This is a genomic window from Neptunomonas qingdaonensis, assembly GCF_900113275.1.
Taxonomy (GTDB): Bacteria; Pseudomonadota; Gammaproteobacteria; order Pseudomonadales; family Balneatricaceae; genus Neptunomonas; species Neptunomonas qingdaonensis.
Window position 1 is genome coordinate 1 of record NZ_FOOU01000012.1, and the last position, 22,994, is coordinate 22,994.

A 22,994-nucleotide genomic window follows, 5' to 3' on the forward strand; every position below is an offset into this window, starting at 1 on the left:
ACGGTTCCGGCTGGCCATTAGAGGGCGGTACCAGTGGTGGTTTCTTTATGTACCATGCTGAAAACAATCAGGCTTTTGTCGGTTTAATTGTCGACCTTAACTATGCCAACCCATACGTGAGCCCGTTTGATGAGTTTCAGCGTCTCAAGCATCATCCGGTACTAAAACAATATCTGGAAGGCGGCAAGCGTGTTTCCTACGGTGCCCGCGCCATCGCTAAAGGCGGCTTTAATGCGCTGCCAGAGATGACGTTTGCAGGCGGCCTGCTGATCGGCTGTAATGCCGGCACACTCAACTTTGCCAAGATCAAAGGTACGCATACGGCGATGAAGTCCGGCATGCTGGCCGCCGAAAGTGTCTTTGACGCAATCAAAGGCGGTTGCAGCGGCGGTAAGCAGCTAGAAAGTTTCAATACAGCGTTCAAAGCGTCCTGGTTACATGATGAACTGTACCGCTCACGCAACTTCGGCCCGGCCATGCACAAGTTCGGTCCCTATTTAGGTGGCGCGTTCAACTTTATCGACCAGAACATTTTTGGCGGTAAACTGCCGATTACCCTGCGCGATGATCATGAAGACTATGCACAGATGCGTCCGGCGAAAGAGTTCACACCGATCGACTATCCAAAACCGGATAACGTCTTAAGTTTTGATAAACTGACCTCAGTGTTTCTCTCCAACACCAATCATGAAGAGAACCAGCCGTGCCACCTGGTGCTCAAAGACAGCAGCGTGCCGCTGAGCAAGAATCTGCCTTTATATGCAGAACCGGCGCAGCGTTACTGCCCTGCCGGCGTGTATGAAATCGTTGAGAGTGAAGCCGGCGAAGCAAGCTTCCAGATCAACTCACAGAACTGCGTTCACTGTAAAACCTGCGATATTAAAGATCCGGCTCAGAATATTACCTGGGTAACGCCAGAAGGCGGAGGTGGGCCTAACTATCCTAATATGTAACAAGCCTAATATGTAACAAGCCTAATATGTAGCAGGCCAAATATGTGAGCCCTGATATGTAGTCCAACCTGTAAGATGCTTTGGATGAAACATTACAGTTTGACCTTAAAAGCACCTGCGGGTGCTTTTTGTTTTTGGCAAAGCTAAAAACATTATTTAAAAACAACGGCGACAGCTGTTACATACAGGTGCTTTGTAACAGGCAACGTATTACTATGCGCCTCATTATCTAGACCTTGGTCGTATTATTTTTTTATGGGAGTCAGAAATGGATATCGCTGCTTATCTTAATGCAATGATTGCACTGTTTGTCATTATCGATCCGATTGGTGCGGCGCTTATATTTCATTCGCTGGTTCCGGTTGATGATATGCGTCACAGAATAAAAATGGCGGTCAAAGCCGCTCTCATCTCTTCAACCTTATTGATTTTGTTCGGCAACTTTGGCGAGCCTTTGCTGCATAAACTGGGGATCAGTATCGATGCCTTACGTATATCGGGAGGCATTTTGTTATTTTATACAGCCTTCCATATGATCACTAAAGATGCCGAGCATAGCAGTACGACCGAAAGGAAAGACATTGCGGTGTTTCCCATGTCCATTCCTATGTTGGCAGGTCCTGGATCGCTAACCTTGGCTATTTTGTTGTATTCCAAGGCAGCTGATTATGAAAGCAGCTTGTCAATTACCCTGGCGATTCTGACGATCAGTGCCGCTACTTTGATTATGATGATTCTGTCACGTTACGTGAAGCGGGTAATCGGCAGAACCGGAGATGATATTTTACGTCGTTTCCTCGGGGTTATTCTGGCGGCTCTGGCCATTCAGTTTGTGCATGACGGTATTGTTAACCTCATTCAGCCTGTCCTTTAGGGGGCTCATACCCATAATCAATATTCAATAATCAACAAGGTTAATGCCCTTTATTGCTACGCTATTCATAGTTTTCTTTTGAAATATATTGTGCAGGCAATGGCGTAGCTGAGATGTCAGATGCTATTTCGAAGAGACTGAATAGCGTATAACTCAGATTATCCTGACTGGTGGGTTTATCACGCATCTTTTGTGATTGTTCTACATCCACATCTGAGTGTTCGCCTGCCCAAATCATAAAAGGTACATGTGTCTGTGCATCAGGAGCAAACAGGTAGGGCATACCATGAAGGTAAACGCCATCCTCTCCAAGAGACTCGCCATGGTCACTCATATAAACTAGGGTTGTTTCATAACGCTGATTGTTATTTTTGAGGAGCTTGACCGTCTCTGCTAAGAAGTGATCGGTATATAAAATGGTATTGTCATAGGCATTGATAATCTCTTCTTGTGAGCAACTGGATAGCTCTGCTGACTTACAGACTGGCGTAAAGCGTTCAAACGCAGCGGGGTAGCGTTTGAAGTAGGCAGGCCCATGACTGCCCATTTGATGTAACACAATGAGGATGTCACCGGGTTGTTGATCAATATGCGCTTGTAAACCAACCAGCATACCGGTATCACGGCATTCGATATCGCATAGGGTATTCACGTCTGGCGAGCGATAAGAGACATATTCAACACGATCAGCAACGCCTTTTGAATTAGAGTTATTGTCTCGCCACAAGACACTGACACCCGCCTTAGCAATAACATCAAGTACGTTCTCTGTATGGTGCGCTTCTTCAACGTCGAAATCTGATTTTGGCGTAAATGAAAACATACATGGCACTGAGATAGCCGTCGATGTACCACACGAGGCTACCTGTGAGAAGTTGATGAGACTGCCTTCCTGATAAAGCCTAGTTAATTCCGGTGTTGTATCACGTGAGTAGCCGTTTAAAGACCAGTGATCGGCCCGTGCGGTCTCGCCCACCACCAGAATGACGAGTTCGTGGTGCGCATCTGTAGGAGGAGTGTTGGCCGCCTCTGCTACTTTGGTGAAAGATTGTGATGTGTTAGTGCTGGCTATCTTTGTGAGTAAATTGCCAGCAGAGTATATAGGATAAGCTGGGTTGGTATAAAAACGGAGTAATTTATGCTCGCGAAAGAAGCTTGCATAATGTTCACTGAAGGAAAAAATACAGATCAGCATCATAGCAAAAGCAGCGATGCCGGTTTGCAGCGTGTAGCGAGTTTCTGTGATGAAACGCTTATGTTTCCAGGGCAACATCCAAATTAGCAGAACAGGAATGATACCGAACAGCCCCAGGCGCATCCAAAAGGCACCACTCATCAGATCACTTGCTTCAGATACATTGGTTTCGAGCATGTTGCGCAGCATAGTGCTATCGATCACTGTGCCGTATTGGTCAGTAAAGTAGGCAGACATTACCCCGATGATCAGCATGATAGTAACCGCAACGCGAGCGGGCAGAATAAGACGCACAATGCTTATCAGCACAACCAGTGACATAAACAATAGCACGCTGAGTGACACAACAAAGCCTGCATTTTCTGCCCATGGGTAAACGTTAGTTACTTCTTTGAAAAAGGTGAAGTTAGCTGTTAACGTTAAAAAAAACGCGCTAACTAAGGTAAGGCGTGTAGGTGTTAATACAAGCGCTGACGTAAGCTGATTCACAAGCGGTTCTCTCGGTGAATATGTATAGGATGACGTGTGGCGGCGGTTTTATTATCAGACAAATTGAATATCTGACAAGTAGCACCCCAGAAGTAGAGATACAAAGACAGATTTAGTTCATTACTGAATATTCAGTATAAGCAATATTTTATATAGCATGCGTTTCTGCTAGTCGTGTAAGTCATAATAGAGGAGAGGGAGTATCAAAAAACTGCGGGTGAAAACTTCATTTTCACCCGCATGTGCCTTATTGCAGCCTTGGCCATTCAGTTTGTTTATAACGAGACCGGAACTGGTTGAGATAGTCGGGTTTCTTCGCCATCTGCTGGGCTGTCAGGTACTAATTGCGCGAGCACTAGTGAGATGCCCGCCATCGCCGCACCTGCATAAAAGACAATAGCAGGGGATATCAGCCACAATAACCCAAAACTGGCTGGTATGACGACTGCGGCGATGTGGTTAATCGTAAAAGAGACGCCTGCCGTCGGCGCGATATCTTCTGGCGATGATATTTTTTGGAAATAGGTTTTTATGGCGATGGCCATGGCAAAGAACAGGTGATCGATAATATAAAGGGTTGCTCCCCACGTGGCACTCTCGACCAGCGCATAAGCACTGAACACGCCAATCAGACCAATATATTCAAAGGTTAAGGCGCGCCTTTCTCCCCAGTGAGCAATAAGTTTTCCAATCATTGGCGCAACTATAATGTTGATTGCCATATTGGCAATAAACATCAGGGTTATCTCGGAAGCCGTAAAATCAAATTTCTCGACCATCAGAAAGCCAGCAAATACGACAAATATCTGGCGTCGGGCACCGCTCATAAAAACCAGCGCGTAGTAAAGCCAGTAACGTTTCTTCAGGAACAGCTTTTTGCGTTGCTCTACTTTTTCCGGAAAATGCGGGAAAAGGCTCCAGGCCGTTACTGCGAGCATAAACGTGATGCCACCGCCGATCAGGTAGATCCAGATCATGGATAGTCCAAAGTACTCAAGCCCGATATATACCATGCCGTAGGCGGTCAGAGCGGTTGCCGAGCCCATCGCAATCAGCTTTCCCATCACTTTTGGCGCTTCGCCCTTTTTCAGCCATTGCAGCTGTAGTGATTGGTTAACTGTTTCAAAATAGTGGAAACCAACAGACATCAATACTGTGGTAAAACACAATCCCATAAAGCTGGGTAATAAACCGGTCAGTGCTGTTCCCAGACCAAGCAGGGCCAATGAAACCACCGCCAGCGTTTGTTCTTTGATAATTAATAGTAAAAAGATAACAGCAAAAGAAAGGAAGCCGGGGATTTCTCGCAGGCTTTGCAGGATGCCCATGTCGGCGCCATCAAATTGCGCATACTCCACCGAGAAGTTGTTGATGAGTGCCATCCATGTTCCCATAGAAAAGGGCATGGCAGCTGCCATGATAAACAGCAATACAGTGGGTTGACGCCAGCGCGGTGAGTGGTTTTCAGTTTCCATGAGCATCGCTCTATCAGTTCGTCCTACCACCTTAGCGCTTTATAATTGAGTGCGATAGTGGGATTTGTGCAACAAATGGTGTGCGATCTGCAACGCAAGATAGAAAAAAACCAGTCAGCGGTGGCTAACTGGTAATAGGGGGTTACTTGATAAAAGGGAGCTTAGTAAAACAGTCTGCTATTTTTCTACAAAAGCGCGTTCAATCACATAATGGCCAGGTTCGCCGCGTTTGTGTTCAGAAAAGCCCATCTGGTCTAGCAGGGAGCATGTATCTTTGAGCATGCTTGGGCTACCACAGATCATAAAGCGATCAGCTTCAGGATTGAGTGGCGCTAAGCCGAGATCTTTGGCCAGCTTGCCGCTGGACATCAGATGAGTCAGGCGTCCGTTATTACGATATTTTTCGCGTGTAACGGTAGGGTAATACATCAATTTTTCACTGATCAGCTCACCCAGGTATTCATGCTTGGGTAGATGATTGACGATCATGTCTGCATACGCCAGCTCGGATATAAAACGAACGCCGTGTGTCAGAATAACCTTGTCATAAGCTTCGTAAATTTCCGGATCCTTAATAATGCTCATGAAAGGCGCCAGGCCGGTGCCTGTGCTGATCAGATAAAGGTTTTTGCCGGGTAGCAAATGATCATTGATCAGTGTGCCGGTAGGCTTTTTACTGATCAGTATCTGATCGCCGACTTTTATCTGCTGCAGTTTAGAGGTTAGAGGGCCGTCCTGAACCTTGATGCTAAAGAACTCGAGTTCCTCTTCATGGTTGGCGCTGGCAATACTGTAAGCGCGCATCAACGGGCGCCCTTCGTGTTCCAGGCCGATCATAGTAAAGTAGCCGTTCTTAAAGCGAAAACCGGCATCACGGGTTGTTTTGAAGCTAAACAGCGTGTCATTCCAATGATGTACGCTGGTGACCTGTTCCTGACCAATGGATGACATCTCTTTGTCTCTCTTTTTTAGTACGGTTAGTTCTAAGTGCTATTAGTTCTAAGCACGATTAAATATTGTGACTAATGGTATAAAAGTGTAGCTTATCGGTAAAGCGGGATATTCGTATATAGATAATCGGAAATATCGATAATGAAGTATTCACTACGTCAGCTGGAAGTATTTTTAGCGGTCGCGCATCACAACAATATAACGCGCGCCGCGGCGAGCCTGTCGATGTCGCAGTCAGCGGCCAGTAGCGCGTTACGTGATCTGGAAGAGCATTTTGATATTCAATTGTTTGATCGGGTAGGTAAACGATTGCAAATTAATGAATTGGGTCGTGTGGTACGCCCACGCGCCGAAGCATTGCTGGAGCGTGCCAGAAGCCTGGAAAATGAGCTGATGCAGCATCAGACACCCGGGCATCTTAAGTTAGGGGCTACGCTGACAATCGGTAACTACCTGGCCGTAGAGTTAATGGCTAAATATATGGCTAACCATCCGGGTAGGCGGGTGACACTGGATGTGGCGAATACCTCGGTGATTGTTGAAAAAGTTGCAAATTACGAACTGGACATCGGTTTGATAGAGGGAGAATCCAATGATGCTTCTCTGGAGTTTATCCCCTGGCTGGAAGATGAGTTGGTGGTATTTTGTGCTCCCTCTCACCCGTTAGCAAAAAAAACGGTGTTATCTGATCAGGATTTGCAAAGTGCGGGCTGGATTCTGCGAGAACAGGGATCAGGTACGCGACAGGCATTTGATTGGGCCATGCACGGATTGCTCCCTAGTCTTAATGTGTTGCTGGAGTTACAACATACCGAAGCGATTAAGCGTTCAGTCAAAGCCGGCGTGGGTATCTCTTGTCTATCGAGGATCACTCTGCAGGAATCTTTTGTTAATAAAAGTCTGGTTGAGTTAAATGTTGCGGGTCGGGACATGCACCGCCAATTTTATCTGGTGCTGCATAAGCAAAAGTTCCGTAGCGCCGGAATTAACAACTGGCTGAAGATGTGTATAAATCGTGAGCAAACTATCGCTTAGTTGTTTGTTTCATGACCAAAAAAACTCAAATAACGATTATTTTTACCTTTTATGCAAAAACATCCAGTCAGAGGGTTGACACTTTTTCTCAACACTATAGAATCTGCGCCCATCCAAGAGGAGGGGTGGCTGAGTGGTCGAAAGCACCGGTCTTGAAAACCGACGAGTCGCGAGGCTCCCAGGGTTCGAATCCCTGCCCCTCCGCCATTGGATACTGAAGTTCCTCGATAGCTCAGTTGGTAGAGCAGTAGACTGTTAATCTATTGGTCGCTGGTTCGAGTCCAGCTCGAGGAGCCACTTCAGGCGGGGCGTTAGCTCAGTTGGTAGAGCAGTTGGCTTTTAACCAATTGGTCATAGGTTCAAATCCTATACGCCCCACCATTTTTTACAGATCTACCTCAGGACGGGGCGTTAGCTCAGTTGGTAGAGCAGTTGGCTTTTAACCAATTGGTCATAGGTTCAAATCCTATACGCCCCACCATCCTGAAGTCTGATTTTCTGCGCAATACCCTCGAATCAATTCTCATTCCTTTGCTTTATCTTCATATCTCTATTTTCATACGTCTAGATTTCCATCCGCACTGAAATACTCTCGTCAATAGCATTATTCTGCCTTCGTCTTTCTGTTAATTTATAAACAACAATGCCATCTTGTTATACGCTTGATAGCGTTATTGATATTCGGATAGGGTCAGGATCTTATGAAAACAAATTTGATAACCCGCGAAGGCTATGAGGCCTTACAGAAGGAGCTGAATTACCTGTGGCGGGAGCATCGGCCTGATATCACCAAAAAAGTGACCTGGGCGGCGAGCCTGGGAGATCGTAGTGAAAATGCTGACTACCAGTACAATAAAAAACTCTTGCGAGAAATTGACCGGCGAGTGAGATATCTGCGCAAGTGCCTGGACCAGTTGAAAATTGTGGATTACTCACCTCAGCAGGATGGCAAAGTCTTTTTCGGTGCCTGGGTTGAGATTATCAACGAAGATGATGAACTAAAAAGGTTTCGCATCGTCGGAGGAGATGAAATCTACGGCCGTAATGATTACATATCGATTGATTCACCGATGGCGCGAGCCCTCCTGAAAAAAGCGATTGATGATGAGGTAGTCGTCTCTACTCCTAAAGGAGAGAAAGTCTGGTATGTTAATGCGATATCTTATCCGCAGATTGTGCTGTGAAGGTGGCGTGAAACTTGTGTAAATGATGTATGAAGATAAGCAGGGTGTTTCTGTTTGATCAGTGGCAGCTATTCTTTAGAATAATCTTCAGAATAAGGTTTTATCGTATTGCTGTTTAGCGCATAGATTTTAGCGCATAGGCTCCAGCAGAGATTTCAATGTCTGGAGTTCGTTACATGGAGTTCGTTACATGGAGTTCGTTACATGGATTTTGTTACATGGAAGTTAGTGCATACAATTCAGTAGATAGAATTTTGTCTATAAAAATAGTTAGCTAGTGAATATAGATGGGCAGGTGAGGATAGTTTGATGTTGAAACGCTGGACACTGAAGATACCTGTCCTATTGCTATCGGTGAGTCTCGCGATGAATCTGATGGCGGCTACGCTGGTCGTGAAAATTGATGGAGTGAGTAAGGAGCAGGAGCAAAACATTCGCTCCATGCTGAGTCTTGAGTCATTACAAAGCAAAACAGTGGCCAGTGATAGTCGTCTTCGCTATTTATATGGCAAAGCTGAAAATGAAATTAGCAAAGCGTTACAGCCCTTTGGGTTATACCGCCCTGAAATCAGCTCGCAACTGACAGAAGGTGAACAAGGCTGGGTTGCCCAATTTAACATCACTCCGGGCCCGGTCTTGCTCATCAATACGCTGGACATGCAGTTGCTTGGAGAAGCCTTACAAGATGATGCCTTTAATAAGCTGTTTTCCAGCTCTCCTTTGCGTAATGGAACACCGCTGATTCACAGTGTTTATGAAGATATGAAAAAGAAAGTCAACTCATTGGCGGCTGAGCGGGGGTTTTACCAGGGGGAGTTTACTGAGCACCGTGTCGAAGTTGATTTGGTTACTTATCAAGCTAATATAGTGTTGCATTATGATAGCGGCCCTCGCTTTAGAATCGGCGAGGTTGTCTTTTCTGAAAGTCCGTTGTCGGATGATTTCCTGATCCGTTACCTGCCCTTCAAAAAAGGTGATCCTGTACAAAGTGGTAAGCTGCTTGATTTACAGGGGGCTCTGGTCGATAGCGATTATTTTCAACGTGTTGAGGTGCGGCCTCTATGGGGCCAGGCGGTTGGCGCTGAAGTGCCTATTGAAGTCACGCTGGATGCACATAAGCGTACTAAATACCGGGCCGGTTTGGGTTATGGAACGGATACCGGAGCCAGAACGACTCTGGGAGTGACGCGCCGTTGGGTGAATAAGCAAGGGCATCAGTTTAATACCCAACTGAGAGCATCCGAGATCCGCAATAATCTGGCCGCTGAATATTCGATTCCAGGCTTACGTCCCCAACAAGATCGATATGCGGTGAATCTCAGTCTGAATGAAGAAAACTCAGATAATGTGGAGACCAGTAATCGTCTTCTGGGAGTATCGTGGCAAAAGCAGCAAGGTCGGTGGCAGCAAGTGGCTGCACTGGGTTTTCAGCAGGAAGATTTCACGATTGGCGGCGAAACAACTCAAACCACCTTTCTTATACCCCGTATTAGTCTATCGATGGTGTCTACTAAGGACCGGCTGAATGTTAATAACGGTTACCGACTGACGCTGCAGGCGTTAGGCGGCAGTGATGTTCTCTTGTCAGATACCAACTTTGTGCAGTTAAGATTAGGCGCTAAGGCGGTGCATAGTTTTACTCCGAAGTTACGTTTGTTGGGACGCGCAGATGTGGGACTAACGTTTGTCGATGACTTTGATAAATTGCCGGTTTCGCAGCGGTTTTTTGCCGGCGGCGATAACAGTGTGCGAGGCTATGAATATCAGAGCCTCAGCCCGAAGGATGATAGTGGTGATGGTCTTGGTGGCCAGAATTTATTAGTAGGGAGTCTGGAAGTTGATTACCGTCTAAAAGGTAACTGGGGTGTCGCTACCTTTATTGATGCGGGTAACGCTTTTGAAGGGACGGACACCGATCTGCACATAGGAGTGGGTGTCGGATTACGTTGGTTTTCACCGATCGGACCGGTACGTATAGACTTGGCAATACCGCAAAGCGGTGACCAGAATGGTATTCGTCTGCATCTGAATTTGGGGCCAGACCTGTGAGATTAACCTACAAACGAGTTGGTTGGGGAATATTTGCCGTTATTGCGCTGTTGTTGGTGCTTGTGGTGACCGCAGCTATCTATGTAACAACGACGACAAGTGGCTTGAAACAGCTGGTTACGGTTGGACAGCGCTGGTTACCCGGTGAGCTACAGGTGAAGCAGATTGAAGGCACTCTGCTGGATAGCGTTTCGTTGCAACAGTTGAGCTATCAGAATGAGAGTATCAGTATCGCGTTTCAGCAATTACGCCTCGCGTGGGATCCTGCTGCCTTACTAAACGGAAGCGCACATATCCGTTCGTTAACATTAGAACAACCTGTTATTCGTTTGTTGTCTGTTGCACAAGAACCTGTCGATCCTGCCAAAGAAGCACCACTATTTCCTTTGGTATTGCCGGATATTAAATGGCCGCTCAAGATTCAGATAGATCATCTTAACATTAGCCAGCTGGCGTTTTATCAGCCCCCCATCGCCGAAAATCCATCTGAGCCGTTGCTGCTAGATCAGTTCCTGTTGCAGGCGTATAGCAAAGGGTCGAGTTTGATAGTGGAGCAGTTGCAGCTCGTTGCCCCGCAAGGAAAAATTAACCTCGCGGGCCGGCTCCAGCCTGTCGGTAATTATCCATTCAGCTTTTCGACAGAGTGGAGTATGCAGCAGCCGGACCAGCCAGAACTGAAAGGAAAGGGCGTTTTACGAGGGAATTTGGCTGAGCTGGTTATGGAGCAGCAGTTGTCTGGCTTGCTTGATCTTAACGTCCTTGCATCGATGAGATTATCGTCTGATACGCTTACTCTCGACAGACTACAGATTTTACAGCCCGCTAAAAAAGCTGAGCTGTTATTCAGCGGCGAGATAACCGCCTTACAGACAACGCCTAATGTGGCGCTGACCGGTAGCTGGAAAAATCTTGGTTATCCGCTGCACACAGATGCTGTTTATAGCAGTAGTCATGGTTCCGTTAAATTAAGCGGTAGCATGGATAAATACCAGCTGACACTTAACAGTGCGCTTGACGGTGTAGATATTCCTGCGGGGCAGTGGCTCCTCAATGCTGATGGTAATGCGCAGGCGCTGACATCGTTTTCCTTATCGGCAGACACGCTGGACGGTAAGCTGCGAGGCAATGGAAAAGTCAGCTGGCAGCCATACCTGAGCTGGCAGGCCGTACTCTCCGGTGAGCAGATTAATCCGGGTAAAGAGTGGAACGAATGGCCTGGCAAACTCGATTTCGTTTTGCACAGCAATGGTTCGCTGCAAGAGCAAAAACCGTTGCAGTTGCAGGCGGATCTGACTGCATTGACGGGTACGTTGCGCAACGAGCCGGTTAAGGGCAGTGCGAGCGTTTCCTTGACGGGGAGTGAACTGGCGATTAAACAGTTGCACCTGAATGTCGCCAGCGCAGAACTACAGGCCTCGGGTGTCGTCGGTGAGCAGATGAACCTGGATTGGATGCTGAATGCCCCGACATTGGCAAAAGTATTGCCCAGCGCTGAGGGAGTGCTCAGCGGAAAAGGAACCTTGCGCGGTCCTAAAGATCAGTTGCATCTGGTGGCTGCGCTACAAGGCAAAGGCTTAATGTTTGAGCAAAATCAGATTGAAGATCTGAGTGCGGATCTGGATATCGACCTGAGTGCTAAACAAAGCTCACATCTGCAGCTGCAGGCAGCAGACTTGAACTTAGCCGGGCAGCGCTGGCAAACGCTGACGTTGAATGGCCAGGGTAAGCCTGCACAGCATCAGTTAGCGCTAACGCTGGAGCAGGGGGCAGTCGATTTGAAACTAGCGGTAGAAGGGGGTTGGCAAGCGCCTCAATGGCGGGGGGCGATGACCCGTGCGGATATCGATAATGAACTGTTGGGGGCGTGGCAGTTGCAGCGTCCTGTCGACATAACCGCCAGTGCTGCTAAGGCAAACCTGGCCAGTTTTTGCTGGCAGCGAACGCCTGCAGGCAGTGGCGAGCTATGCGGCCAGGGTGGCTGGTCTTCATTGGGAGGCAGCCAGGGAGAGCTGAACGTGCGTCAGTTGGCGTTGGCTATGTTTGAGCAATTCATGCCGCCGGGCACAAAACTCGATGGGCAGTTTGAGGCGCAAACTACGTTTCGACAGCCTGCTGGAAAACAGCCAGACTTTTCGCTTGTAGCACGCATTACCGACAGTCAATTGGTGCTGCAAGATGCAGACATGAAGGTCAGTGCCGGTGATATCCGGTTGAATGCCAGTGGCAAGCAAGGGCAGATTAAAGCAGATTTCCAGTTACCTTTGACTGAGCCCGTCGGGCAGATGCAGGCTGATCTGACGATTGATGATGCTTATGGCGTAGGGAAGTTAACAGGAAAAGTGCAAACTGAACTCAGTGACTTGAAGTTTATCTCACTGTTTGCGCCTCAGTTGCAGGCCGTTGGCGGTAAAGTAGAGTCTCAGCTTAACATCAGCGGTAATCTGGAAAAACCGCAGGTTTTGGGGTATCTGCAATTAGCAAATGCTAGCGCAGAGTTACCGGCATTAGGGCTTAAACTGGATGCGATTGAACTGGATATTCGTGATCAGCCCGCGAGCTCAGTACTGTTGTTAAAAGGGGCGCTTCGATCAGGCGAAGGGGTGCTGCAGCTGAGTGGTTTGCTGGATCCGCTTAACTCTGCCGGCCAGGTGAGTATTCAGGGAGAGCGCTTCCAGGCCGTGGCTACGGAGGAGCTGAAAGCCTGGATCTCACCACAACTGGATATTGATGTGACGCCCGGGTTGATTAAATTACGTGGCGAAGTGAAGGTGCCTGAGGCGCAAATTTTCCCACCGACTATTACCTCCTCCAGCCCTCTGTCGCCAGATGTGGTGATCCTGGGAGATTCTGAGTCAGGGCTCGGCAAACAGCAGGTGCTGGATGCGAAGGTGCGTCTCACTCTGGGTGATAAAGTAGAAGTTGATGCGTTAGGTTTTAAAGGGCGTTTACAGGGCAGCGTGCTTGTTGAAGATGATGGACGCCGTGCCACTCGTGCGACAGGAAGTCTGCAAGTGGCCGCAGGGGAGTACCGCTTGTATGGGCAGGATTTGAATATCGAGCGAGGCAGTTTAATATTCAGTGGTGGGCCGGTAGACAACCCTGGATTGGATCTGCGGGTATCGCGAAAGGTTGACGAGGTAACGGCGGGTGCCAAAGTCAGCGGAACCCTCTCTGATCCACGTTTAACCTTGTTTTCGGAACCGGTGATGCCAGAGAGTAGTTTGCTCTCCTATCTTATTTTTGGCAGGGCCCCGGGTTCGGCTAACACTTCATCTTCTGAGCAGGAACTGTTATTCAGAGCGGCATCCGCTATTACGATGAAAGGCGGAAATGTGGTAGCTGAGAAGTTAACGGATCTGTTAGATGTTAACGAATTAGGCCTGGAAGGTGACTCGCTTCAAGATACCTCCTTCTACATCGGTAAATATCTGTCGCCCAAACTGTATGTCAAATACGGGGTTGGCTTGCTGGAACCTAGCAGTACATTTTTGATGCGCTATCTACTCAGTAAGCGTTGGAGTGTTGAGTCGCAGACAGGCACTAACAGCAGTGGCGGCGATATTATCTATACACTCGAAAACTGATTCATAGCGCATTCAGAATAGAATAATTTTATAAGAGGCCTCTATAAAGGTTATCAAAGACATGCCGATACAATGAGTTGTACTCTTGAGGCATTCTTTGACTATGCAGACTGAAAAAATACAGGCGCGGATAGAAACTTATACCTCGTCACTGCCGCAAGCAGTGCAGTCGCCTCATGGTGCTCAGTTTGCGATGCTGCTTAGTCTGATATCAACCAATCAGTCGAACAGTTATGAGCATTCATCTCAGTCTGTTGAGTCTCCACGAGGTGAAGGTTTTGTCCTTCCGGCAGAGGCGGCTTATCCGGGTATTGATGAGCTACACACACCTTATCTGGTGGAGCGCCTTAATCATTCGGTGAATGATAATATCCCCGGTGACTTCGCGTATATCAATAGTCATATCCAAACCCGTGCGCTTTCATCATCCCGTCTGCAGCGTGCCTCAGCTGACGAATTTGCCAAGATGGCGCTGCTCTCATCAGGGCGGTTAATGCTGGATCATATTGGCCAATCGCTTACTTCTGTCCCATCGATCTCTGTACAAGCGTAGAACTTAAGTTACACTGCGTTCTTCATTATTGAGTAGCGATACCATGGAAGAAAAAAACCAACAAAAGGCCATGTTTCTTGGCTTGAGTGCCGTGCTGTTATGGTCAACGGTGGCGACTGCTTTTAAGTTGTCACTGCAGCATTTAACCCCCTTACAGTTGTTGTCGATCGCCAGTGTTACCTCGCTGTTGGTATTGTTGGTTGCTGTTGCTAAGAAATACCCCAGGCATGAAGTATTCGCTTACTGGAAAAAAGCACCGTGGCGATTCGTCTTACTGGGTGCGCTGAATCCGTTTTTGTATTACGTCATCTTATTTCAAGCCTATGACTTGTTGCCGGCGCAGCAGGCGCAGCCATTAAACTATACATGGGCGTTGGTGCTGTCGCTGCTGGCTGTTCCTATGCTCGGACAGTCGTTACATCGATCGGATATTATCGCGCTGATCTTGGGTTATTGCGGTGTATTAGTGATCTCGACACGCGGTGATCTGTTTGGTTTGGCATTTGATAGTGGCTTAGGTGTAGCGCTGGCGCTGATCAGTACGGTGCTTTGGGCATTGTATTGGATATTGAATGCTAAGAATGAAACGCCGTCTGAAATCTCTTTACTGCTGTGTTTTTTGAACGGAACGCCGATGGTGTTATTGACGGCATACTATGTTGACGGCCTCCCAGCGAGCAGCGATGGTGTGCTGAGTGCTATCTATGTCGGTATATTCGAGATGGGGATAACCTTCATGCTGTGGATGAACGCAATTAAACTGGCCACACATACCAGCCGGGTCAGTAACCTGATCTTTCTATCGCCCTTCCTGTCGTTGATTCTTATTCATACGATTTTAGGTGAAGAGATCAGCAACGCGACTTATATCGGTTTGGTGATGATTGTTTCGGCGGTTGCTTATCAGCAGTACGCAGCTTATCAGGCCAGACCGCGTGGCTAAGCTGGCCTGGTCGAAAGGGGGATCAGGCAGAGGCCCACTGAATCAGTTCTTCTGTCTGATCTTCGACTTTCCACCACTCATCCGGGTCATCACCGCTCTGCCAGCCACTGGCGATACAACGTACCTGTGTTTCCAGTGCTGTAGCAGCGATGCGTGCACAATCAAGGTCTTTAATCCACGGTGTTTGCCCGGATTGAAACCAGACACTTGTCCAGGCTTTGCCAGCAGCGCGCTCATGAATAAAAACCGGAATACTCTTGCCCGCTATAGTCAGGGAGTATTGGTGAGTACTTTTATCCGCATCCTGAGTAAGCGATGGAGTACAACTTTCACCCAGAGAGACGAGCCAGCTTTCAATGGCTGTTAGCGAACGGTTTTTAACATAGATTTCAATATCAGGGTGGCGTTGGTCGTTCATCGCAGGCATCAATATAGTCGGATTTGGATTGGCGGCCAGTATGCGTTGCTTGACGAGGATGATCAAGAGGTGAACGTATTCAGCCGGGATATTCCTTTCAGCATTAGATCCTGTATCCTTCGCAGCAGCTCTTATTTTTAAAAACAGGATTGGCAATGAACAAAAAAGTAGTCATAGGGTGTGTTTCGGTATTGGGGCTTTCTGCTATCTACCTGGCGGGTGTTTATTACTCTGGACAAGAAGCGAATAAGTTTCTGCAGCAGTCAATTGAGCAGGCTCAGGTGCAGGCGAGTGGGCAGGGCTTTATTCAACTGGATGCCACTACTGGCTTTTACTCCTCTCAATACCAGCTGGTGTATACGCCAACAGAGTTGCCAGAAGGTGCTGAAGAATGGATGGATGGCCGAAATATCTCCTTTAACCTTAACGTTAAGCACGGCTTTCTTGGCGCCGTATCTGACATTACCCTTGCAGAGAGTGGTCTGTTAACAAAATTGAAGTCTTTTCAGGCTAATGCGGATCGTGAGCCGTTAACACTTGAGGTGCAGCAACGCTTCAACCCCCTATCGAAACAGTTGGCTATGAATGGCACGTTTGAGACTGATCAGTTTGTTGTGACATCAGAGGAGGGTAGCGGCACCATCGGCGCGCTGCAGATGAACTTCGAACAGCTGGGACGCGATTTTAAACTCGATCTGGTGATGCAAAATAGTGGCATAGAAGCCAAGGGTAATACGCTCTCTATTCAAGGTATTAAGGGAACTGAAAGCGGCCGCCTGGACCATGATGACCCACTACAAGCGGTGATGCTCGAATCACTGGACGCCCTGTTTAACATTGAGCAAATCGTCGTTAACAGCGATAAGGTTAACGTCGAGGCTAAAGGCTTGCGTCTGGATATGCAGCAACGCCTCAAAGCAGAAAGGATGGTCACCTCTGTCGGGTATGCAGCAGACTCTTTCCGTGTTTCGCCAGCCGGAAAAACAGCACCAACATTTACCAATCCAACTCTGAGGCTGACATTCGATCTGGATTATGCCGCCACGCGTGAGTTAGCCATCATGATACAAGGCATGCAAAGTGATCCTGATGCAATGCATCAGCAGATGGAAGGCCTGATCGTCGTGGCTGACAGTGTCACGGAGAAAGGCATGGGTGCGGATATTAATGAGCTATCAATAGGTTGGCAAGGCCATAAAGCGCAAGGCCGTGCAGAGCTTGTGTTAGCACCGTTTCGGGTGTCTGAAATCATGATGCAGCCAGATCAGATCAGACAATACCTGACCTTACATGCAGAGTTTGCAGTGCCGGGCGTAATGCTGGAAGCGATGCCAGATTACAATCCGCAACAGGTCAACGCATTAGTGCAGATGGGTTTTGTTCAAAAGAATGAGGACAGCTATCGCGTAGAACTCAACCTTGAAAAAGGCGTGATGCAGCTGAATGGACAAGTTGTGCCGATGTGAATGCAATAAGCGCACTTAATTGTGCGTTTTTAATAATTAAAGCGCCCTCTAAAGGAAATAGAGGACGCTATTCTAGTGTGAACGCCGAACCCGCCGCAGCAATGCATCAATATCCTCTAGAGCCTTTTCGCTTGCTCCAGCAAGGTGAATATCTTTTTCAGATAAGCATAGAGCTTCAGCTCGTTCACTTTTTCCGTTTTTATCAGACTGTATAAATTTGCATTGGCACGCATACCCGCCTGGCTCGTAGAGATCAATCAGAAATCAGCTTGCTGCTGACGGCTAAACTGCGCACCAGACAGGCCACTTTTCTCTTGCTGATCAGGTATGTCTTGCCATTGTTGTCGATTGCGTCGCTGAGTCATGAGTTACTCCTTCAATGAAAAGAGCAGCGAGTTTACGCGACGGCGCTTGGGCGGGTTAGGGTGTGCCTGGTTCAGCGCTTAGCATCTACCAGCGTTGAGTATTAGAGGTCTGGATATTTTTCTGCGGTACAAACTTTTATAAAATTTCATCTACACTTAAGGCATTATGATTATGTAAATTAAGGGAATAGGTATGACCATTAGAGTTAAGCTGATAATGCTTGTGGTTTTCATGATTGTCAGTATCGCTGTGATGTTTGGGCTGCAAAACCACACCATAGATAAAACTAAGTCTTTAGAAAAAACGGTATATCAAGTCAGCGAGCTTAACGTCAATATGCTACTACTTCGTAAGCATGAAAAAGATTTTCTGGCTCGTGACGATGCGCAGTATATTTCTAAATTTGATAAAGATTCCGAAAATTTCTCAAATAATATACTTCGCCTTATTAGCGATTTAGAGTCTTTGGAAACCTCCAGTGACGCAATGCAACAGCTCTTAGAAATTCTTAAGTCTTATCATCAAAGCTTCCACGAGCTGGCCCGAATGAAGATAAAAATTGGTTTGAGTGAAGAAGAAGGGTTACGCGGCTCCTTGAGATCATCTGTTAAATCAGCAGAAAAGATTGTACGAGACATCAATGATTTTGAAGTGCTTTCATGGCTATTGCAGCTTCGGCGCAATGAGAAAGACTTCTTGTTGCGAGCAGATCTGAAATACGTGGATAAGTTTGATGCTAATTATCAAATTTTTATGTCAATACTCGAAAATAGAGACATACCTCAAAATCGACTTTCGGACATCAGTAAAAAGCTCGAAAATTACAAAAATGATTTTCAGATGCTGGTTAAAACATTTGAAGAAGGGGGGCTGGATAGCAAGTCAGGATTATTAGGCAAGATGCGGATAACCATACATAAATCTGAGGAACTGCTGGAAACAACAGGGTCTCAAATTAAGGCTTTCTCTTCTGAAAAAATTGGCGAGCTAGAAACACTCTCGGCCATAATAGCTATTCTAATCGGCATTATATCTACATTTTTTGCTTTATATATTGCTTTAAGTATTATCCGGCCTCTCGATGTGCTTAATAAAGTGATGTTGGCAGCGAAAGAAAATAAAGATTTGACTCTTGAATTTCATAGTAAAAACAAGGATGAAATTTCAAGTATGGGAGGAAGCTTTAATAATATGATGAGCGAGTTCAAGGCGCTTATGGGCGAGGTGAGCATGTCATCGATCCAACTTAGTAGTGCTGCTGAAGAAGTGTCATCTATCGCTGTCGAGACGGCAAAAGGATTAAATTTTCAACGAGATGAGGTTTCACAAGTTGCGTCGTCTATTAATGAGATGAACGGTGCAATGAGAGAAATATCCGAGAATACAGACAGGACGGCAGCAACAGCGCAAGAGTCTCAAGCCAGTGCTGTTCATAGTCAGAGAATTATCGAAAAGGCTATTTCTGATATTGAGTTGATGGCCTCTGAAGCAGAACTGTCGTTTACAGCGATTACTAAACTGGAAAAAGAAAGTGAGGCTATCTGTTCTGTATTAGATGTAATAAAAGGGATTGCCGAACAAACTAATTTGCTGTCACTTAATGCTGCGATTGAAGCCGCCAGAGCAGGGGATTCAGGAAGAGGTTTTGCGGTGGTAGCAGATGAGGTTCGTGCGCTTGCTGCAAGAACGCAAACATCTACTGTTGAAATAGATGCCATGATCTCCTCGCTGCAGCATCAAACAGGCATCGTAGCGAAAATGATCAATAAATCTGTTGAATTAAGCCGTATCAGTTCGCAAGGTGCCGCGGCTAGTATCGATTCGCTGCATGTCATCAATACAGGTGCTAACCATATCGTTGATATGACCACGCAAGTTGCTGCGGCTGTTGAAGAACAAGCGGCTGTCGCTGAGATGATTACAAAAAATACAGATAAGATAAAAGACATTGTCGATATGTCTAGTGAGCAAGTTGCGCAAAACTCTGTCGCAAGTGATGATGTAGCTAATCAAGCGTCGTTACTGCATTCTATTATTGCTAAGTTTAAAACGGTATAACCTATTTATTAGGAGGGCCTGATACGCCCTCACAGGGCATGGCGTTTCAGATCGATGTCACGGGTGTACAGGCTAGCTCGCTTAATGGCATCGGTATTGCGATACCATAGCCCTGTGCGAAGTCGACTCCAATCTCGCGAAGTATTTCCAGTATTTCCTTATTTTCGACAAACTCTGCAATCGTCTTGTGACCCATGACATGGCCGATTTCATTGATTGATTTAACCGTCGCCAGGTCCATCTTATCTTCGAGTATGTCTTTTACAAACATACCGTCTATTTTAAGGATATCGACGGGTAAGTTCTTCAGGTAGGCATAAGAAGAGAGTCCGCTGCCAAAGTCATCGAGAGCAAACTGACAACCGATTTTTTTTAGTGCAGAGATAAAGATGATCGCACTACTGAGGTTTGAAATCGCCACAGTTTCGGTAATTTCGAAACATATTTTCTCGGGCGGAATATCATAGGCTTGCAGCTGTTCAACGACAAAACCATGGAAAGTGTCGTTGCTGACGGAGAGCGCAGACAAATTGATCGCACAGGTTCGTAGTCGGCGCAGGTGTTCAGGGTTAGCGTGTAACCAGCCGAACACATTCGTCACTACCCAGGTATCTATATCGGTGGCAAGCTTGTAACGTTCGGCAGCCGGAAAAAAACTGGCTGGCATGATCATACTGCCGTCTTCGCCGATCATGCGGAGCAGAATTTCATAGTGCAGCCCCTCATCGCTGCCGCTTAGGTCCATAATTTGTTGCTGGTACAGGCAGAAGCGATTTTCGTTCAGCGCGCGTGGGATACGGATAGCCCATTGGGTTTCTCCATCTCGCTTTGCCAGTTTCTCATCAGATTCCTCAAAAACCTCAAGTCGATTTCGTCCCTTTTCTTTTGCCGTGTAGCAGGCTGTATCGGCAGCCTTCATCAGTTCGTCAGCGTTGTCACTACCACGATTAATAGCCACCATACCAACGCTGAGGCCGACGTTGAAAATGCCTTCGTTCCATGCGAAATTGTATTCGCGTACGCTATTGATCATTTTTCGTGCAATTCGCTGTGCCTGGTCGAAATTACAGCGTTCTAACAAAAGACCGAATTCATCCCCCCCCAAACGGCCCAGAGTATCGCGCTGGCGCACGCAGGAAGTCATTACTCTGGTTATCTGGCGTAGTAGTTCGTCACCGGCAACATGACCGCAGGTATCGTTGATCACTTTGAACTGATCCAGGTCGATATAACAGAGGATGTTGAAAGAATCTTCTTTTTCAGCCGTTTCACGAACGCGTTGCAGGCGGCTTTCAAACTCCTGCCGGTTGATCAGATCAGTCAATGCATCATGTGAGGCCTGGTAGTAAATGTCCTGCAACAACTGCCTGGCCTGGGTGACATCCTTAAATACCAGGACGGCACCAAGAATTTCGCCCTGATCTCCGCGAATAGGGGCGGCAGAGTCTTCGATGGCGAACTCCTGGCCACTACGATTGAGCAGCACAGTGTCACTTTTTTGAGTGACTACTTCGCCTTTTTGCAGACAGGCTGCCACTGGGTCTGGGGCGGGTTCACGGCTTGCATCGTTGATAATCTTAAACACTTTTTCCAAGGCCAGGCCTTTTGCCTGGGCAGCACTCCAGCCGGTTAAATTCTCCGCGATAGGATTCAAAAACTCGATGATGCCGTCAGCGTTTGTCGAAATGACGGCATCACCAATCGACTGCAAGGTAACCTGGGCCCGCTCTTCGGATTTAAATAAAGCGCGCCTGGCTGCCTTCTCCTGAGTTATATCGCGCACAGTCAGAACCTGCAGGGATTTTTCGTTCTGCTCTGATTCGCCAATGGCCAGATGTACCGGGAAGCTTGTGCCGTTTTTGTGGGTCGCACTCGCCTCGAAAAAGATGCCATCATGCTGATTGGAATCAGTTTCGGGGTTTTGGGGTTGCAGATTAAGATCGACTTTAAGCCAGTCTGAGCCATCGCAGAGTCGTTGCACGGGTTGACCTATGATTTCAGCTTCACTATAGCCAAATGTCTCGGTCGCCCCACGGCTGAAAGACTCGATAATACCCTGCTCGTTAATTGAAATAATGCCACCATGGACGGTATCAACGATTCGCTGGGTATGTTTCTCGCTTGCTTCGAGTCTGTTGCGCGCTTTTATTTCCCTGGAAAACAGCAATGAGGTAATAATAATCAGAAAAGATGCCAGCGCACAGATCGAGTAAGACAATGTTTTATACTGAGCCAACGCGTCGCGGGTATCTTCGCCGGACACACCGATGGCAACAATCAAAGGAAATTCATCGAGTGCCCGATAGCTGTATACCCGGGGAACGCTATCGACCACACTGGTTTGTAGGTAATAACCAACGGGGCGTTGTTCGAGCTCCCCCCACAAACGTGATCCGCTGATATCCTGTCCGGGGCCGAGCTGGCCATAAGAGGAGCGGGCGAGAATGCGTTTATCTTTACCGACTAGGGTAGCGGCGCTGTTCGCACCGAGCCCGAGAGTATTGAAGAAATTGGTTATGTTTTCGGCCTTGATAGCAACAAATGCAACCCCGCCAAAACTGCCATCGGGCTTTTCAATGCGTCTGACCAGGCGAACGGTGAGTACGCCGCTATTGCGCCCCAGGTGCGGCCGCGAAATAAACAACTTATCTGACTCGGCATTTTGCTGCTGGATAAAATAGTCACGGTCTTTTGCTGTGCTGCCCGGTTTGATGCTGTGCCCTGACACCAGAATTGGCGTGCCAGTTTCGTCCATAATAGTGACATGCGAAGCAATTGCACTGTTGAGTGGTACTTCGTCCATCAATTTTTTGACTGAATCGAGATCGCTGCTGTCCTGATATTCACGCCGCACCATCTTCAGGTAAGCGTCACCGTATCGGAAAATGGCAAGCGTATGTTGTTCAAAAAATGTGGCGAGTTGTTCTGCCTTGATCCGACTTTCCAGCAGCCCTCGCTCCTGTTCGTGGGCCATGATCAGGTAACCGATGAGCCAGATCAGGACAATAGCAGAGCTCGCCATGCCTATAATTCTTCTGGTCAAGCCCGAGAGGGGTAAGCCATTTATAATCGGTATCACCGCAATCAACTCCCGGAATGCTGCATTTTGCTCGTATTTTATAGCTAAGGAGCGAATGACACCTGTTATAAGCTATAAGTAAATTATTACGGCCATCATTGCTAAAAGTTGAGGAAAATCAACTCCAAAAAAAGTAGCGTAATGCATGGCACCCATTAACTGAAGAAATATAATGTTATTTGAATGAACTATTGTCTGGGGTAATTGCCCAGGCTAATGGTTTCATCGGCGCAGAATCATTCACTGAATATCACGTGAGCCCTCCCCAAAAAAATTCGAAGCGGTTGTTGTGCTTCTTTGGACTTCGTATTTCATGCTAAAT

At 47.2% G+C, this 22,994-nt stretch carries 15 protein-coding genes and 4 tRNA genes; 14 read left to right on the forward strand and 5 right to left on the reverse strand.

Going from position 1 to position 22,994, the window contains the following annotated elements; genetic code table 11:
* The coding region (locus BM099_RS15235) for an electron transfer flavoprotein-ubiquinone oxidoreductase (RefSeq protein ID WP_143083788.1) at positions 1-953 on the forward strand (953 nt) is incomplete at its 5' end.
* A gap of 268 nt (positions 954-1,221) precedes the next feature.
* Positions 1,222-1,827, forward strand: a complete 606-nt coding sequence (locus BM099_RS15240; protein ID WP_090729054.1) for a MarC family protein — start codon at positions 1,222-1,224, stop codon at positions 1,825-1,827.
* 61 nt (positions 1,828-1,888) lie between these two features.
* Here the strand turns inward: BM099_RS15240 and BM099_RS15245 are convergent, their stop codons facing one another.
* The 3 genes from BM099_RS15245 to BM099_RS15255 form a co-directional block, all read right to left on the reverse strand.
* Positions 1,889-3,511 carry a phosphoethanolamine transferase gene (locus BM099_RS15245; RefSeq protein ID WP_090729056.1) on the reverse strand — a complete coding sequence of 541 codons (1,623 nt, stop codon included), beginning with the start codon at positions 3,509-3,511 and terminating at the stop codon, positions 1,889-1,891.
* A 275-nt stretch (positions 3,512-3,786) separates the two neighbouring features.
* On the reverse strand, positions 3,787-4,986 hold the full coding sequence (locus tag BM099_RS15250) for an MFS transporter (RefSeq protein ID WP_090729057.1): 1,200 nt from the start codon (positions 4,984-4,986) through the stop codon (positions 3,787-3,789).
* Between the two features lie 177 nt (positions 4,987-5,163).
* Entirely contained in the window at positions 5,164-5,937 is a 774-nt protein-coding gene (locus tag BM099_RS15255; protein WP_090729059.1) for a ferredoxin--NADP reductase, read from the reverse strand.
* Positions 5,938-6,078: 141 nt separating this feature from the next.
* Here BM099_RS15255 and BM099_RS15260 point away from each other — a divergent pair, with 141 nt between their 5' ends.
* The 10 genes from BM099_RS15260 to BM099_RS15305 all read left to right on the forward strand — a co-directional run bounded on the left by BM099_RS15260 (position 6,079) and on the right by BM099_RS15305 (position 15,285).
* Positions 6,079-6,972 carry a LysR family transcriptional regulator gene (locus tag BM099_RS15260; protein WP_090729060.1) on the forward strand — a complete coding sequence of 298 codons (894 nt, stop codon included), beginning with the start codon at positions 6,079-6,081 and terminating at the stop codon, positions 6,970-6,972.
* Between the two features lie 119 nt (positions 6,973-7,091).
* Positions 7,092-7,179: transfer RNA gene (locus BM099_RS15265), tRNA-Ser, on the forward strand.
* Positions 7,180-7,193: 14 nt separating this feature from the next.
* Positions 7,194-7,269 (forward strand) — tRNA-Asn (locus BM099_RS15270).
* An 8-nt stretch (positions 7,270-7,277) separates the two neighbouring features.
* A tRNA-Lys gene (locus BM099_RS15275) sits at positions 7,278-7,353 on the forward strand.
* A gap of 24 nt (positions 7,354-7,377) precedes the next feature.
* A tRNA-Lys gene (locus BM099_RS15280) sits at positions 7,378-7,453 on the forward strand.
* Positions 7,454-7,673: 220 nt separating this feature from the next.
* A complete protein-coding gene (gene greB, locus BM099_RS15285; protein ID WP_090729062.1) occupies positions 7,674-8,156 on the forward strand; it encodes a transcription elongation factor GreB in 483 nt (160 codons plus the stop codon).
* Between the two features lie 309 nt (positions 8,157-8,465).
* Complete coding sequence (locus BM099_RS15290) at positions 8,466-10,205, forward strand: autotransporter assembly complex protein TamA (protein ID WP_090729064.1); 1,740 nt, start codon at positions 8,466-8,468, stop codon at positions 10,203-10,205.
* On the forward strand, positions 10,202-13,789 hold the full coding sequence (locus tag BM099_RS15295) for a translocation/assembly module TamB domain-containing protein (protein WP_090729066.1): 3,588 nt from the start codon (positions 10,202-10,204) through the stop codon (positions 13,787-13,789). Before BM099_RS15290 ends, BM099_RS15295 begins: the two co-directional genes overlap by 4 nt.
* 103 nt (positions 13,790-13,892) lie before the next feature.
* The gene (locus BM099_RS15300) at positions 13,893-14,342 is read left to right on the forward strand and encodes a hypothetical protein (RefSeq protein WP_090729068.1); all 450 of its coding nucleotides are present in this window, start codon (positions 13,893-13,895) and stop codon (positions 14,340-14,342) included.
* Positions 14,343-14,385: 43 nt separating this feature from the next.
* On the forward strand, positions 14,386-15,285 hold the full coding sequence (locus tag BM099_RS15305; protein ID WP_090729070.1) for a DMT family transporter: 900 nt from the start codon (positions 14,386-14,388) through the stop codon (positions 15,283-15,285).
* A 22-nt stretch (positions 15,286-15,307) separates the two neighbouring features.
* Here BM099_RS15305 and BM099_RS15310 read toward each other — a convergent pair whose 3' ends face one another.
* Complete coding sequence (locus BM099_RS15310; RefSeq protein ID WP_232349144.1) at positions 15,308-15,769, reverse strand: hypothetical protein; 462 nt, start codon at positions 15,767-15,769, stop codon at positions 15,308-15,310.
* An 89-nt stretch (positions 15,770-15,858) separates the two neighbouring features.
* Here BM099_RS15310 and BM099_RS15315 point away from each other — a divergent pair, with 89 nt between their 5' ends.
* Both BM099_RS15315 and BM099_RS15320 read left to right on the forward strand, forming a co-directional pair.
* Positions 15,859-17,169, forward strand: coding sequence for a DUF945 family protein (locus tag BM099_RS15315; RefSeq protein ID WP_090729072.1), 1,311 nt, complete (start codon positions 15,859-15,861; stop codon positions 17,167-17,169).
* Positions 17,170-17,727: 558 nt separating this feature from the next.
* Positions 17,728-19,593: a methyl-accepting chemotaxis protein gene (locus BM099_RS15320; RefSeq protein ID WP_090729074.1), complete on the forward strand. Its 1,866-nt coding sequence runs from the start codon at positions 17,728-17,730 to the stop codon at positions 19,591-19,593.
* Positions 19,594-19,639: 46 nt separating this feature from the next.
* On the opposite strand, the gene BM099_RS15325 is transcribed toward BM099_RS15320, so the two are convergent.
* On the reverse strand, positions 19,640-22,615 hold the full coding sequence (locus tag BM099_RS15325; RefSeq protein WP_090729076.1) for an EAL domain-containing protein: 2,976 nt from the start codon (positions 22,613-22,615) through the stop codon (positions 19,640-19,642).
* Positions 22,616-22,994: the final 379 nt, after the last annotated feature.